Here is a 14712-nt window from a genome sequence, read left to right as displayed (position 1 = left end):
ACGAAAGAGTGCGTGAACGGGGTTTGGACAGGGAATCCATAGCCGAGCATTTCGGGAGCGGAATGATCACCTCCGACTTCCACAGATCTCACACACAGCCTGTGGATAAGAATCCCGAAACCCCCGCCCCCTGTGGACAACCAGGGGATCCCGGGGGATAACCCGGGGCCCACGGCCCGCCCCGGCGCCCGTCCAACTCCCGTTGCCCCCACAGTGGATCACCGGCGCGGACACCGCGAAACCCCCGTCCCGGACACCGCGAAGGGGCCTCACCGGCCACCCCGCGCCAGGGAATGCGCGGGAATTCCGCACCGCCTTTCGCCCCCCACCCCTAAGGGAATAAACAGCCCCAAAACGGGCAAAATGACTTGCCGGGGAATATGCCGTCGAGTGGCGGGGCGTGGCCCCGGTAGCCTGGGGGGGTGATTGACCTTCGCCTGCTCCGTGAGGACCCCGACCGTGTGCGCGCGTCCCAGCGCGCCCGTGGAGAGGACGTCGACCTCGTCGACGCGCTTCTCTCCGCCGACGAGCGGCGCAGGTCGTCCAGCGTCCGCTTCGACGAGCTGCGTGCCGAGCAGAAGTCGCTCGGCAAACTCATCCCCAAGGCCGCCGGCGACGAGAAGGCCGAGCTGCTGAAGAAGGCCGGTGAGCTGTCCGCCGCCGTCAAGGCCGCCGACGCCGCGCAGGACGAGGCCAAGGAAGAGACGCAGGCGCTGCTGCGGAAGCTCGGCAACCTCGTCCACCCCGACGTCCCGGTCGGCGGCGAGGAGGACTTCCGGGTCCTGGAGACGCACGGCACGATCCGTGACTTCACCGCCGAGGGCTTCGAGCCCAAGGACCACCTGGAGATCGGCGAGCTGCTCGGCGCCATCGACGTCGAGCGCGGCGCCAAGGTGTCCGGCTCCCGCTTCTACTACCTCACGGGCGTCGGCGCGCTGCTGGAGCTCGCGCTGGTCAACGCCGCCATCGCGCAGGCCACCGCGGCCGGTTTCACGCCGATGCTGACCCCCGCCCTGGTGCGCCCGCGCGCCATGGAGGGCACGGGCTTCCTCGGCCAGGCCGCGGAGAACGTCTACCACCTGGAGAAGGACGACTACTACCTGGTCGGCACCTCCGAGGTCCCGCTCGCCGCGTACCACATGGACGAGATCGTCGACGCGGCCAAGCTGCCGCTGCGCTATGCCGGTTTCTCGCCGTGCTTCCGCCGCGAGGCCGGCACCTACGGCAAGGACACCCGCGGCATCTTCCGGGTCCACCAGTTCGACAAGGTCGAGATGTTCTCGTACGTCGCGCCGGAGGACGCCCAGAACGAGCACCAGCGGCTGCTGGACTGGGAGAAGCAGTGGCTGACCGGTCTGGAGCTGCCCTTCCAGGTGATCGATGTCGCCACCGGTGACCTCGGCGCCTCCGCCTCCCGCAAGTTCGACTGCGAGGCGTGGATCCCGACCCAGGGCAAGTACCGCGAGCTGACCTCGGCCTCGAACTGCGACGAGTTCCAGGCGCGCCGCCTCTCGGTCCGGATGCGGGAGAACGTCGACGGCAAGCAGAAGGTCTCGCCGCTCGCGACCCTCAACGGCACGCTCTGCGCCGTACCGCGCACCATCGTGGCGATCTTCGAGAACCACCAGCAGGCGGACGGCTCCGTGCGCGTCCCCGAGGTGCTCCGCCCCTACCTGGGCGGCCGGGAGATCCTGGAGCCCGTCGCCAAGTGAGCTCACCCGCTCCGGCCGCGGGTGCCCCGCTGCCCTACAAGCTCATCGCCACGGATCTCGACGGCACGCTGCTGCGCTCCGACGAGACCGTCTCCGAGCGCACCCGCCAGGCGCTCGCCGCGGCCACCGCGGCGGGCGCGGCCCATATCGTCGTCACCGGCCGGGCCGTGCCCTGGACCCGGCACATCCTCGACGCCCTGGACTACCGGGGCCTGGCGGTGTGCGGACAGGGCGGTCAGGTCTACCACGCCGGTGAACACCGGCTGCTGACGTCGGTGACGCTCGACCGCCAGCTCGCCGGTCTCGCGCTGTCCAAGATCGAGGCGGAGGTCGGCCCGCTGTATCTGGCGGCGAGCCGGGACGGTCTGGAGGGCGAGGTACTGGTCGGCCCCGGCTACCGCGTCCAGGAAGGCCCGCTGCCGAACGTCCTGATGGACGACCCCGGCGAGCTGTGGGCGGCCCCGATCAACAAGGTCTACATCCAGCACCCGAGCCTGGACGACGATGCGCTGGCCCAGGTCGCGCGTCAGGTCGCCGGGGATCTGGTGGGGGTGACGGTGGCCGGCGAGGGCATCGTCGAACTGCTGCCGCTGGGCCTGTCGAAGGCCACCGGGCTGTCGCTGGCCGCCCGCCGGCTGGGCCTCACCGCCAAGGAGACCCTGGCCTTCGGCGATATGCCCAACGACATCCCGATGTTCGCCTGGGCCGCACGCGGTGTGGCGATGGCCAACGCCCATGACGAGCTGAAGGCCGTCGCGGACGAGTTCACCGCCTCCAACGAGCACGACGGTGTCGCGGTGGTGCTGGAGCGGCTCTACCTCTCCTGACGGCTGTCCGGATCCCGGCCCGGCGGTGGCTCCTCGGCCGGGCCGGCACGATCGCGGCCGTGCTCCTCCTCCGGCAACAGCCCCTCGGTGGCCGCCGGGGTCAGCGGCCAGGCCGCAAAGCCCATGGTCAGCGCGATGGCATGGCCGAAGTCGGTGAAGGTCGCACCGGTCAGCAGCGGAATCCCGAAGAAGATCAGCACCGCGGCGAGATAGACATGGCGCCAGGGCGGCCGCAGCCGGTACGTCAGCACCCCGGCGGCCGCCGCCAGCCCGTACGAGACCCCGATGTCCACGACATGGGTCATCGACCGGGGCAGTTGGTGGCCCTCGATGGCCAGCAGCACGAGCTCCTGGCTGGCGAGGGTGGCGGCGATATGCGCGCCGCCGACGGTCAGCAGCCAGCGCACGGTCCCCGTCCAGCGCTCCACGTTGGCGTGCAGCAGCTCGAACAGCACCACGTAGAGCAGGAAGGACGAGGGGCGTTCGATCCAGAAGCCGCTGATCAGCAGCGACGGCAGCGGATGCTCGTTCAGCTGGTGGATGTTGCTGCTGGTGCGGTGGACCAGGAACTGCCCCATCCCCTCGGAGGCGGAGGCGATGACCAGGCTGGTGACACCGATGACCAGCAGCCAGATGTGGGTGCCCGGGCTGCTGCGTACCCAGTCCCTCGCCCGGGCCAGGGGGTTGCCGGCGCACGGCCGGCGGCCGCCGCGCGGTGGCTCCGCCGGCGGCCTCACCGGCGGCGCCCCGGGGCGGCGTGACCGGCCAGGAACAGCGGTCCCGGCCCCTTGATGTGCCGGATGCGGGGTGCGCTCTCCATGGACCGTACGCCGGGCAGCGCCGCCACCCGGGTCGTCAGATAGGTGTAGACCGCGCCGACGTCGCGGCAGAGCACCGAGGCGAAGAGGTTGTTCGGACCGGTGGTGGCGCAGGCGTAGGCGACTTCCGGGTGTGCCGCCATCGCCTCGCCGGCGGCGGCGAGCCGGGCGGGCTCGACGGACAGCCAGAGGGCCACCATCACGCCGTACCCGAACTGCCGCAGGTCGTAGTCGACGTCGTAATACAGGACACCGTTCGCCCGCAGTTCCGCGAAGCGGCGGCGGACGGTGGTGGGAGACCAGCCGGTGGCGGCGGCGAGTTCGGCCAGGGGGGTGCGGCCGTCCCGGGCGAGGACGTCGAAGAGCCGGCGGTCGGCGTCGGTGAGGGCGACGGGGGCGGCGGCCGGGGCCGGCGGCGACGGGCTCAGCCGGGCGATCTGCTCGTCGGTCAGCGCGCCGGACTTGCTGATCAGGCCCTGGGGGCCGCCGTAGAACTGGTGCAGCTGGCAGTGTGCGGTCACCCCGATGACGCTCGGGGTGCGGGGCAGCTTCTGCAGCAGCAGCACATCGCTGTGGTCGCTGCTCACCGCGCGGCACACCGCGGAGATCTCGGTGCCGCCGGACATCAGGCTGACCCAGGAGGTGTCCGGGCGGCGGGCCAGCGCCTCGGCGACGGCGACCGCGGCGTCCGGGGTGCACTGGACCCGCACCAGCCATTGCACCTCGCCCAGCGCCTGGGCATTCGGCAGGCCCAGCACCTTGAGCGTGCCGTGGGTGCGGTGCCGGGTGTAGCGCCGGGCGACGGTCTGGTCGGAGACCCCGAGCACGGCGGCGATCCGGCTGAACGGCGCCCGGCCGTCGAGCTGCAGCGCATGGATCAGCCGGTGGTCGAGGGCGTCGAAGCCGGTCGGGCCGCCGGGGTCACCGGTGCCGTTGGCCCGGTCCACCGCCTCGGGCTTCCGGTCGGATTTCACCGTTCGAGGCTAACGCGTGTCGGATTGCGCCGCCGGGCGCGCGACGGCTGGGAGCGCGGACCGTGCGCACCGCACCGTGGCGTCGGCAACACACGTCGCCGGCCGGGGAATCGGCGGGCCGGGCCGGCCTTGCGGGCGGCGCCGGGCCCGCCTTCACCGGCCGCTGTCCACGGGAGGAAAGGATCATGCGGAGCACACCCGAGAGGGGGACCGCGGCGGGCGGCCGGACGCCGGGCGCGGGCGGGAAGCCGGGCGGAGGACCGGCCGGGAAGTGGTGGCCGCTGGTCGCCATCGCCCTCGGCAACTTCCTGTTGCTGGTCGATGTGACGATCGTGAACACCGCGCTGCCCCGGATAGCCGACGGCCTGGGCGCCACCCTCACCTCGCTCCAGTGGGTGCTGGACATCTATGCGCTGGCGCTGGCCGCGCTGCTGATGGTGGCGGGCTCGGCCGCGGACCTCTTCGGCCGGCGCCGGCTGTATGTGGCCGGACTGACCCTGTTCGCGCTCGCCTCGCTGGTCTGCGGTCTGGCCCCGGACGCGGGCGTCCTGGTCGCGGCCCGCGCGGCGCAGGGAGCGGGCGCGGCGGCGATGGTCGCCACCAACGCCCCGCTGCTGATGGCCGCTTACCAGGGCCGGGACCGGGGCGTGGCGTTCGGTGTCTGGGGCGGCACCAACGGCGCCGCGGCCGCGATCGGCCCCGTATTGGGCGGTCTGCTCACCGAGTATGTGGACTGGCGGGCGATCTTCCTGGTCAATCTGCCGCTGGCCGCCGTCGCGGTGTGGATCACGGTCCGCCGGGTGCCCGAGTCGCACGGCACCCTCCCCCGTCCTCGATCGGACTCTGCCGGAAAGGCCCCCCTCACCCGGATCGACTGGCCGGGTGCCGCGTCCTTCACCGCCTGCGCGGGCGCGCTGACCTACGGGCTGATGCGCGGCGGTGATCAGGGCTGGACGGAGGCCGGGACACTCACCGCGCTCGGCGGTGCGGCGCTCGCGCTGCTGGTGTTCGTCGTCGTCGAACGGCGGGTGCAGCGGCCGCTGCTGGATCTGGGGCTGCTGCGCCGCCCGTCGTTCGCTGCGCTGCTGGCGGCGGCGCTGCTGCTGCAGGCCGCGGCGTTCCCGTATCTCACCTTCGTGGGGCTGTGGGTGCAGAACATCCTCGGTCTGAGCCCGGTGCAGGCGGGCCTCGCGGTGACGCCGATGGCGCTGGTGTCCCTGCTGGTCGGTGCGCTGGGCGGCCGGCTGCTCCAGCGGATGGCACCCCAACTTCCGGTGGGCATCGGCCTGTTGCTGGTGGGCGCCGGGGTGCTGCTGGAGTACGCGCTGCTGGACGACGGAGCAGGATGGGCGGCGCTGCTCCCCGGCCTCGCGATCAGCGGGCTGGGTATCGGGGCGGCGATGCCGGTCCTGGTCTCTGCGGCGCTCGGCGCGGCGCCCCCGCAGCGGGCGGGGATGGCGAGCGGTGCCGTGAACACCTCCCAGCAGCTGGGCTACGCAGTGGGCATCGCCGCCCTCGGCACCGTCTTCGCCGGCGCGCTGCACGACGTCCGGCCCGGTGCCTCCCGTACGGCTGTCGCGGCCGCCCATGTCTCCGGGCTGACCGACATCCTGCTGATCTCCGGGACGGTGGCGCTGGCGGGCGGGGTGCTGGTCCTGGCCGTCGTACGGCGCGGGGTGCGCGGCGACGGTGACGACGGTGACCGCGCGGCGGCACGGGCGGCGGCCGCTCCGGCGCGGGCGGGTGCGCCGGGCGGCGCGTAGCCGGCGGCAACGGCCGTGCGGCGCGGCCGAGTCGGAGCATGTCAGTGCATTCGGGTCGGCACCCGGAACCGTACGGCCGTACGCGGTTCCGGGTTGCCGCCCTGGGCCCTGGGACGATCTTCGCCGCGCCCCACCCCCAAGTCAATCCTCCGATCTCCTTCCAAATCCCTTAGCTATAGCTTGGGTTGGCGCGCTACCGTACGCCGGTGACCCTCGACGACCTGCGCGCCTTCGTGGCCGTGTGCGAGGCGGGCAACCTCAGCGCCGTCGCGCGTGATCTCGGCTGTACGCAATCCGCCGTCAGCCAGCGCATCAAGCGCGTCGAACGGGCGGCGGGCATCGGGCTGTTGGAACGGCGGCCGCGCGGGGTGGCACCGACCCAGGCGGGCCGGATCCTGCAGCGCGCGGCGGCGGACGGCATCGGCGGGCTGGATCTGGCGCTGCGCCGGCTGGCCGATCTGCGCGCGGGCGACGGCGGCACGGTCCGGGTGACCACCGGCGCCACGACCGTACGGCACTTCATGTCCGACGCGGTGGTCGCCTTCCGCGCCCGCCATCCGCAGGTCAACCTGGAGTTCCGGACCGAGAGTTCCAGCCGCCGCTGCTTCGAGGCGGTCGCGGACGGCAGCTCCGAACTGGCCTGGATCACCATCGGCCCACCGGAGCACGGTATCGAGCAGCATCCGGTGATCCGCCTGCCGTGGGTGCTCGCCGTACGCGCCGATGACCCGCTCGCCGACCGGGAGTGCATCGAGCCCGGGGAGCTGGCCGGCATCCGGCACATCCGGCTGCCGGAGAACTCCACCTCCCGGATGCGCCTCGACGGCCATCTCGGCCACCGGGACGCCGGGCCCGTGCCGCCCCCGAGCACCACCAGCGTCGCCGACTGGGACACCGCCCTGCTGCTGGCCGAACTCGGCGTCGCCCCTGCGGTCGTGCCCCAGCTGCCGGGCCTGCCGGCCACCGCCCACCCGGCCCTGCGGCTGGTCCCGATCGCCGGCCTGCCCCCGCTGGCCACCGGCTGGGCGGTCCGCCGGTGGCCGGCTCTGAGCCCGGCGGCGGTGGCGTTCGCGGAGACGGTCACCGCCGGTCTGGACGGGGCGGCGACGGGCGGGGAGGGCGTGCGCTGAGGCGGGTGGGGGGCAGGCGGACGGCCTGGGGTCCGGCCGGGCGGCCTGGGGTCCGGCCTGGCGAGAGGCCTTGTGTCCGAGCCGGTGTTGCGCCTTGAGTCCGGGCCGGCGTGGGGTCCTGGGGTCCGGCCCGGCGTGACGTGCTGGTGTCCCGCCTTGGTTCCGGGTCCCGGTGTTACGCCCTGACCACCGGCTCCTGGATCTCCGTGACCCACTTCTCCAGGTCCGGCGGGCACTCCAGGTACAGCTCGCGGGCGTACCCGGCGGAGCGATAGCCGTTGGCGTCGATCCAGTGCGCAAGATTCTGGGAGGTCGGCAGAATCCGGCTCATCGGGCCGCGGTGCACCACCGTGGCTGCGCTGTCCAGGCCGGGGAGGGTGACGACATCGAAGCCGAGGCCGGTGGCGGCGGGGGCCCCGGGGCGGCCGGAGGTGCCGCCGGAGGTGCCGCCGACCGTGGCACCGGCAGTGGCAGCGGTCTTGGCACCCGCCTTCGTCAGGGCCTCCTCGGTGATCACCATCCCCGCGTGCACGACGACGGCGTCCTTCCCTTCGCTCCCCCCGGCCGGCCGTTCGCTGCCCTCGCCCGGCTCGGGCACGTTCTCGTAGTACGCCAGCCCCGGTCCCGCCGGTGCCACCCCCGCCGCCTCCAGCAGCCGGCACAGCTCGGCGTAGAGCGGCGTGATCACCGGGCCGATGTCCTCGGGCCCGTAACTGGCGGCGATCCCGCTCAGCTCCGCGAGCAGTACCGTCCCGGTGCGCTTGACCACCACATCGTCGGCAGACATGCGTCCCTCACTCTCGATCGTCCGGAGCCTCGCCTCGACCCGCGCCAGCCGCGCACCCTCCGCCGTCAGCGCCGCCTCCAGCTCCGCCTGCCGCAGCCGCAGCATGCCGCGCAGCTCCGGCACGCTCACCTCCTCGGCCAGGATCGCCCCCACCTGCTGGAGGCTGAATCCGAGGTCCTTGAGCGCGATGATGCGGTTGAGCCGGGCGAGCTGGGCCGCTTCGTAGGAGCGGTAGCCGCTGACGGGGTCGGTACGGGCCGGGCGCAGCAGCCCGATCGCGTCGTAATGGCGCAGCATGCGGGCCGACACACGGCCGTACTGGGCGAAATCTCCGATGCTGAACATGACGCCTTCCAGTGGAGTGCTTTCCACAGTGTCAAGGTCAAGCGCGGCGGTCCACGGACGATGGACCGGGTGGCGGACCGGGGATCCGGCCTGCCGCCCGCGGCCCGCACCTCGCGTCACCACCGCCGCACAATCGGCCACCGGGCGGCAGCATCGCGTCAAGTAGCGCCCGCAATCCGTCAATGACGCGTCAGCGACCAGCGGGGTGGCCCGTGCGCCGGGCATAGCGTCAGAGCCGAGCCCCGGCGTACGCGTTTCCCACCGGTCCGGGGCCGATGTTCTGTCCGAGGAGCAACGCCGTGTCCCACCATCTGTACGCGGAAGATCCCGAGCCTGCCGATCGTGTCCCGGCCGGGCCGCTGTTCGTCCCCGTCCGGTCGGGCCCCGCGGGCTGCACGGCCCGCCTGTTCCGCACTCCGCTCGGCGGCCGTACCGCCGTCGCCTTCACCTCGCCCCAACTGCTGGCCGCGGCCCTCGGCGGCGGCCAGCCCTGGGTCCGGCTCTCCGAACCGGCGCTGCGGGCGCTGGCAGAACCCGTCGGAGCGACGGTCCTGACCGTCGATCCCCGGTTCATCCCCGACATTCCCCGTGGTCACCACCTACGGGCAGTCTGAGGGAGGCGATCGCGATGAGTCACCGCACGCTGCCCCCGGCCGGCCACGAGGCCGCTGCCCCGCCGCCGGCCACCGCCCTGGCACCCCCGCCGCGTACCGCCGCCCGGCCGCCGTCCGGCAGCGAACCGCGGTCCAGCAGTGAACCGCGGTCCATCTGGCCCGCGTCCGCGGCGCCGGTCGGCCAGGACGACCTCGCCGTCGGCGGTGTCCCGCTCACCGAGCTGGCCGACCGTTTCGGCACCCCCGCCTACGTCCTGGACGAGGACGAGGTGCGCCACCGCTGCCGCGCCTTCCTAAGGGCCTTCCCCGACACCGAGGTCTACTACGCGGCGAAGGCCTTCCTGTGCCGCGCGATGGTGCACTGGGTACAGGAGGAGGGGCTCGGGCTGGACGTCTGCTCCGCCGGCGAGCTGGAGCTGGCCGTCACCACCGGTTTTCCGCCCGAGCGGATCGTGCTGCACGGCAACGCCAAGAGCCCCGCCGACCTGCGGACCGCGCTGCGGCTGGGCGTCGGCCGGATCGTCATCGACAGCACCTCGGAGATCGCCCGGCTGGCCGTCGCGGTCCCGGCGGGCAGCCGCCAGAAGGTACTGGTCCGGGTGGTGCCGGGGATCGCCGCCGGCGGCCACGCCAAGATCCGTACCGGGACCGACGACCAGAAGTTCGGCCTGTCGATCGCCGACGGCTCCGCACAGCACGCCATCGCCCGGGTACTCAGCCAGCCGCGCCTCGAACTGGTCGGTCTGCACTGCCACTTGGGCTCGCAGATCACCACCGTCAAGCCCTATCTTTCGGCGGTACGACGGCTGATCGGCCTGCTGGCCCGGATCCGGGAGCACCACGGCATCACCCTGCCCGAGCTGGACCTCGGCGGCGGCCATGGCGTCGCCTACCGCCCCGGGGAGCCCGCGCTCGACCTCGCCTCCCTCGGCACCAAGATCCGCGCCGAACTGGCCGGCGGCTGCGCGGCGGCCGGTCTGCCGGTGCCCCGGCTCGCCATCGAACCGGGCCGCGCCATCGCGGGCCCGGCCGGGGTCGTCCTCTACCGGGTGCTGTCCGTCAAACGGACCGGCGCCCACACCTTCGTGGCGGTGGACGGCGGGATGAGCGACAACCCGCGGCCCGCGCTGTACGGCGTGCGCTATGCGCCACGGCTGGTCGGCCGCGCCTCGGCCGCCGCACCGGAACCCGTCACCGTCGTCGGACGGCACTGCGAGGCCGGCGATGTCCTCGCCGCCGACGCCCAACTGCCCGGCGACATCCGCCCCGGCGACCTGCTGGCCGTGCCCGTCGCCGGTGCGTACCACCTCTCGATGGCCTCCGGCTACAACCTCGTCGGCCGGCCGCCGGTCATCGCCGTCACCGACGGGCATGCCCGCCTTCTCGTACGGCGCGAATCCCTCGCGGACATCCAGGAGCGGGATATCGGGCTGTGAGGGGGTGCGGGTGAGGGGGCGGGTGAGGGGTTACGGGGCGAGGGGGCGACGGGATCCTTCGCTCCCTCCTCCCCCTTCACCGTCGGTGTTTCCGTGTACGATGAATCGACCAGTTGTAGGATGACTGGGCAACTGGCCTTCGGCGGGCCCTGGTCCCTGTGGGCCCTGTGGCCCCGCCGGTCTACGGATTCATCGACGCGGACGGAATGGATATGGCACTGCAGGCAGCCGGGCGGCAATCCCTGGTGGACACCGTCGTCGACGCCCTGCGGTCCCAGCTGACGGACGGGGAGTGGAAGGTGGGGTCCCGGATCCCCACCGAGCATGCGCTCGCCGAGCAGCTCCAGGTCGGCCGTAACACCGTGCGCGAGGCGGTGCGGGTCCTCGTTCACGCCGGGATGCTGCGCTCGCGGCAGGGCGAGGGCACCTTCGTCGTCTCCACCGCGGACCCGGGCGACATCATGCGCGGCATCCAGCGGGCCGGAATCCGCGACGTACTGGAGCTGCGGATCGCGCTGGAGGCGGAGGCCGCCCGGCTGGCCGCGACGCGCCACCGGCCCGACGATCTGGAACGGATGCGGGCCGCCCTGGATGCCCAGGCCGAACTGGCGGACGCGGAGGGGCTGCCCGACCCGGGCAGCCTGGAGCTCTACGCCGATCATGACATCGCCTTCCACAAAGCCGTCGTCGAGGCCGCGCACAACACCGCGCTGACGGCGACCTACGACTGGTTCAGCAGCTCGGTGCGGGAGGCGCTGGTCAGCGCGCTCGACGACCAGGCGATGCCGAGGATCGTGCACGGCGATCACCGTGCGGTCATGGAGGCGATCGCGGCGGGCGACCCGGAAGCGGCGGAGCGGGCCACCCGCGCACTGCTGGACAAGCCGAAACGGGCCGTGGAGGCCCTGCTGGCCGCCCGCTGAGGGTCGTTCTCTCTCCCCCCGCAACTCCCGCTCTCTTACTTCCCGATCCCCACTCCTGACGAGGTATGCGCGCATGGCAGGGCCCAGAGCCGAAGCACCCTTGATCGACGCCGAAGAAGACCTGGTCGCGACACCGCCGGTCGCCGTGGCCCGCCGCCGGCTGCGAGCCCATCCGGCACTGGTCATGACCGGGATCGTGCTTGCCGCGCTCAATATGCGGGCGGCGCTGGCCGGGGTCTCCCCGCTGCTCGGTGAGATCGGGGCGCACTTCCGGCTGACCGCGACCGCCAGCAGCCTGGTGACGACGATCCCGCTGATCTTCATGGGCCTCGGCTCGATCGTTGCGCCGAAGCTGGCGCGCCGCTGGGGCACCGAGACGGCGCTCTGTGCGGCGCTCGTGGCGCTGTGCGGCGGCATCGTGCTGCGGATCGCCCCGCCGGTGGTCGCGCTGTTCGCCGGGTGTGCGGTGGTGGGGTCCTCCATAGCCCTGCTGAATGTGCTGATGCCGGGCCTGATCAAGCGGGACTTCCCGGAGCGGGCCGCGGGCATGACGGCGCTGTACTCGACCGCGATGATCCTGGGGGCGACGGTCTCCGCCGCCTCCGCGGTGCCGATGGAGCATGCGCTCGGCGGCTGGCAGGGCGCGCTGGTCTCCTGGGCGCTGCTGGCCGCCGTCGCCGCGGTCGTCTGGATTCCGCAGACACTCATGGCCCGCCGCGGCACTCGCCATGGCGCGGCCGCGGCCACCCCGGCCCACCTCACCGAGGACGGGCCGCGGCTGAGTCGCTCCCCGCTGGCCTGGCAGGTCACGCTCTTCATGGGCTCACAGTCGCTGATCGCGTATGTGGCCATCGCCTGGATGCCGACGATCTTCACCGACCACGGCATGGGCAAGGGCGAGGCGGGCCTGGTCTTCGCCTTCAGCACGCTGGTGCAGATGGCCGGTTCGTTCGTGGTGCCGATGCTGGCGGGGCGGATGCGGCAGCAGCGGCTGCTGGCGGTGGCCGTGACCGGGCTGATGGCCTGCGGCATCACCGGTCTGCTGGTGGCTCCGGTGGCCGGTGCCTGGCTGTGGGCCGCGCTCCTCGGTATCGGGCAGGGCGGCGCGCTGGGCCTGGCCCTGACGATGATGGTCCTGCGCTCGGGCGACGCCCACACCGCCGCCCGCCTCTCCGGCATGGCGCAGACCGGCGGCTACCTCCTGGCCGCGGCCGGCCCCCTGGTCCTGGGCGCCGTCCACCAGGCCACCGGCGGCTGGACCGTCCCCCTCGTACTGCTGCTCACCGTCTGCGCCGGCCTGGCCCTGCTGGGCATGGGCGCGGGACGGGACCGGCGGATCGGCTGACGGGCGGAGTGGCCTGCGGGCGGATCAGCTGACGGGCAGGGCGGCCGACGGTCGGATCGGCTCACCGGCGGATCGGCCGACGGGCAGGGCGGCTGACGGGCGGATCAGCTGAGGGCGGGGCGGCCGAGTGGTGGGTGGTCGGCTGACCGGCGGGTGGTCGACGTACCGGCGGGTGGTCGGCTGACCGGCAGGTCCGGCGGGTCGCGGGGTCCGGCAGGTCCGGCGGGCGGCGGTCCAGCGATCCGCCGGGGTCCGCCGGGTCCCGCCGGGACCCGCCGAGCGGCAACGTCGCAGGTGGCGGGGGCATGGCGAGGTGGTGAAGGATCTTCGCGGTCGGCAACGATCCGGGGTCGGCCACCCCACCTGCCCGCGCCCTCGCCTACCGTGCTGCCCATGAGCGATGCTTCGCCCACCGTTCGCCGGCCAGGTCCGCGGCTCTCCCGCACCGGCCGGCTCGTTCTTGTGGCCGTGCTGTTGGTCCTGGTCGTCCTTGCCGTCCTGCTGCTGCCGCGACTGCTGCGCGGGCCGCAGCCCGAGCAGACGCTGACCGTCCCGGAAGGGCAGCGGGCCACCCAGATCTACGCCGCCGCCGACAAGGCCCTGCACCTGCCCGCCGGGTCCACCGCGAAGGCCGCCAAGCGCGCGCACCTCCCGCTGCCGGCCGAGGCGAAGGGCAACCCGGAGGGCTACCTCTTCCCGGCGACCTATCCGATCAGCTCGGACACCACCCCGGCGTCGCTGCTCTCCTACATGGTCAAAACCGCCAAGCAGCGCCTCGCCGCCGACAAGATCGCCTCCTACCGGACGGTCCTCATCGCCAGCATCGTGCAGGCCGAGGCGGACCGGCCGGCCGATATGGGCAAGGTCGCCCGGGTCATCGACAACCGGCTCGCGCACCGGATGCCGCTGCAGATGGACTCGACGATCAACTACGCGCTGGGCCGCAGCACGCTCCACACCAGCCACGCGGACACCAGGACCAAGAGCCCGTACAACACCTACCGGTACCCGGGACTGCCGCCGACGCCGATCGACAATCCCGGTGCGGACGCGCTGAAGGCGGCCGGCGCGCCGCCCGCCGGCGACTGGCTCTACTTCGTCACCGTCAAACCGGGCGACACCCGCTTCACCGCCGACTACCAGGAGCATCTGCGCAACGTGCGGGAGTTCAACGCACGCCACCGCAGCGCCGGAAGCGGGGCTTAGGGCGGCCTGGCGGCCGTCCGCCGCCCCGCCGCCCCGCCGCCCCGCCGCCCGGACGTCCTCACTCCTCGCCCGCGTCCTTACTCCTCGCCCGCGCCCTTACTCCTCGCCCGACAGGGTCAGCGCCTTCAGACGACGGGCGGCGTACCAGGTGGCGGCACCCGTGAGACCCACCAACAGGCAGACGGCGAGCGGCAGTTGAACCTCGGAGGTGAGCGCACCCTCCGCGGCCACCTTCTGGCCGACCGCCAGCGCCCACTGCTGGATGCTGAGGGTCTTCGCGCCCGAGATGAGCGTCCCGACGAACGCCTCCCAGATCAGGGCGTAGACCAGACCGAAGACGACGGCGTGCCGGGTGATCGTGCCGAAGAGCAGGAAGAGGGCGCTGTAGGCGACCGAAGCGACGGCCGCGGCGACCGCGTATCCCACGGCCATCTGCTGGCTGTTGCCGTTGAGGAGGAAGCCGGCGAGCAGGACCGGGAGGGCGGAGAAGGCGACGGTGACGCCTATCGCGACCAGGAGTTTGGTGAAGATGATCGACGGCCGGGACACCGGCTTGGCCAGGAGGTAGACCACCGAGCCGTCGTCGATCTCCGGGCCGATCGCGCCCGTACCGGCGATGACGCCGATCAGCGGCACCATCGTGCCCAGCGCGAAGCCGCCCAGGATGCCGCCGGCGGTGGCATCGTCGGCACCGGCCAGCACGCGGACGGCCACGGCGAGCACCACCAGCAGGGCGGGCAGCGCGAAGAGGATCAGGGCCCGCCGCCGGCCGAGCAGGGCGCGGTAGGTGAGCCGGGCGACGGTCGGGTGGAACAGCGTGAACTTGGGGGCG

At 72.9% G+C, this 14712-nt stretch carries 13 protein-coding genes; 9 read left to right on the top strand and 4 right to left on the bottom strand.

Going from position 1 to position 14712, the window contains the following annotated elements; all coding sequences use genetic code 11:
* Positions 1-422 precede the first annotated feature (422 nt).
* Both serS and NUT86_RS21525 read left to right on the top strand, forming a co-directional pair.
* Positions 423-1712 (top strand): serine--tRNA ligase, encoded by a 1290-nt coding sequence (gene serS / locus NUT86_RS21530; protein WP_208682280.1) that lies wholly within the window; start codon positions 423-425, stop codon positions 1710-1712.
* The gene (locus tag NUT86_RS21525) at positions 1709-2539 is read left to right on the top strand and encodes an HAD family hydrolase (RefSeq protein ID WP_274737132.1); all 831 of its coding nucleotides are present in this window, start codon (positions 1709-1711) and stop codon (positions 2537-2539) included. The genes serS and NUT86_RS21525 overlap by 4 nt, the downstream gene beginning before the upstream one ends.
* Here NUT86_RS21525 and NUT86_RS21520 read toward each other — a convergent pair.
* Both NUT86_RS21520 and NUT86_RS21515 read right to left on the bottom strand, forming a co-directional pair.
* Positions 2527-3276, bottom strand: a complete 750-nt coding sequence (locus tag NUT86_RS21520; RefSeq protein WP_381678686.1) for a rhomboid-like protein — start codon at positions 3274-3276, stop codon at positions 2527-2529. The genes NUT86_RS21525 and NUT86_RS21520 overlap by 13 nt on opposite strands.
* Positions 3273-4304, bottom strand: a complete 1032-nt coding sequence (locus tag NUT86_RS21515; protein WP_274740567.1) for an Lrp/AsnC family transcriptional regulator — start codon at positions 4302-4304, stop codon at positions 3273-3275. The genes NUT86_RS21520 and NUT86_RS21515 overlap by 4 nt, the downstream gene beginning before the upstream one ends.
* Positions 4305-4516: 212 nt before the next feature.
* Between NUT86_RS21515 and NUT86_RS21510 the strand changes: the two genes are divergently transcribed.
* The gene (locus NUT86_RS21510) at positions 4517-6094 is read left to right on the top strand and encodes an MFS transporter (RefSeq protein WP_274737130.1); all 1578 of its coding nucleotides are present in this window, start codon (positions 4517-4519) and stop codon (positions 6092-6094) included.
* 206 nt (positions 6095-6300) lie between these two features.
* Positions 6301-7224 carry a LysR family transcriptional regulator gene (locus tag NUT86_RS21505; protein WP_274737129.1) on the top strand — a complete coding sequence of 308 codons (924 nt, stop codon included), beginning with the start codon at positions 6301-6303 and terminating at the stop codon, positions 7222-7224.
* Between the two features lie 175 nt (positions 7225-7399).
* Here NUT86_RS21505 and NUT86_RS21500 read toward each other — a convergent pair whose 3' ends face one another.
* Entirely contained in the window at positions 7400-8356 is a 957-nt protein-coding gene (locus tag NUT86_RS21500; protein ID WP_274737128.1) for a MerR family transcriptional regulator, read from the bottom strand.
* 299 nt (positions 8357-8655) lie between these two features.
* Between NUT86_RS21500 and NUT86_RS21495 the strand changes: the two genes are divergently transcribed.
* The 5 genes from NUT86_RS21495 (at position 8656) to mltG (ending at position 13880) form a co-directional block, all read left to right on the top strand.
* Positions 8656-8970, top strand: coding sequence for an SAV_915 family protein (locus NUT86_RS21495; RefSeq protein WP_018092185.1), 315 nt, complete (start codon positions 8656-8658; stop codon positions 8968-8970).
* A gap of 14 nt (positions 8971-8984) precedes the next feature.
* Complete coding sequence (gene lysA, locus NUT86_RS21490; protein WP_274737125.1) at positions 8985-10406, top strand: diaminopimelate decarboxylase; 1422 nt, start codon at positions 8985-8987, stop codon at positions 10404-10406.
* 212 nt (positions 10407-10618) lie between these two features.
* Entirely contained in the window at positions 10619-11329 is a 711-nt protein-coding gene (locus NUT86_RS21485) for a FadR/GntR family transcriptional regulator (RefSeq protein WP_018092183.1), read from the top strand.
* Positions 11330-11402: 73 nt separating this feature from the next.
* Complete coding sequence (locus NUT86_RS21480; protein ID WP_274737123.1) at positions 11403-12674, top strand: CynX/NimT family MFS transporter; 1272 nt, start codon at positions 11403-11405, stop codon at positions 12672-12674.
* 393 nt (positions 12675-13067) lie between these two features.
* The gene (gene mltG / locus NUT86_RS21475; protein WP_093641511.1) at positions 13068-13880 is read left to right on the top strand and encodes an endolytic transglycosylase MltG; all 813 of its coding nucleotides are present in this window, start codon (positions 13068-13070) and stop codon (positions 13878-13880) included.
* Between the two features lie 96 nt (positions 13881-13976).
* Here mltG and NUT86_RS21470 read toward each other — a convergent pair whose 3' ends face one another.
* The gene (locus NUT86_RS21470) at positions 13977-14696 is read right to left on the bottom strand and encodes an ABC transporter permease subunit (RefSeq protein ID WP_026170072.1); all 720 of its coding nucleotides are present in this window, start codon (positions 14694-14696) and stop codon (positions 13977-13979) included.
* Positions 14697-14712: the final 16 nt, after the last annotated feature.

This window comes from Streptomyces sp. G7(2002) (assembly GCF_028870195.1).
GTDB classification, from domain to species: Bacteria; Actinomycetota; Actinomycetes; order Streptomycetales; family Streptomycetaceae; genus Streptomyces; species Streptomyces nigrescens.
The sequence above is the reverse complement of the archived record's forward strand: the minus strand, read 5'-3'. Positions and strand labels throughout refer to the sequence as shown.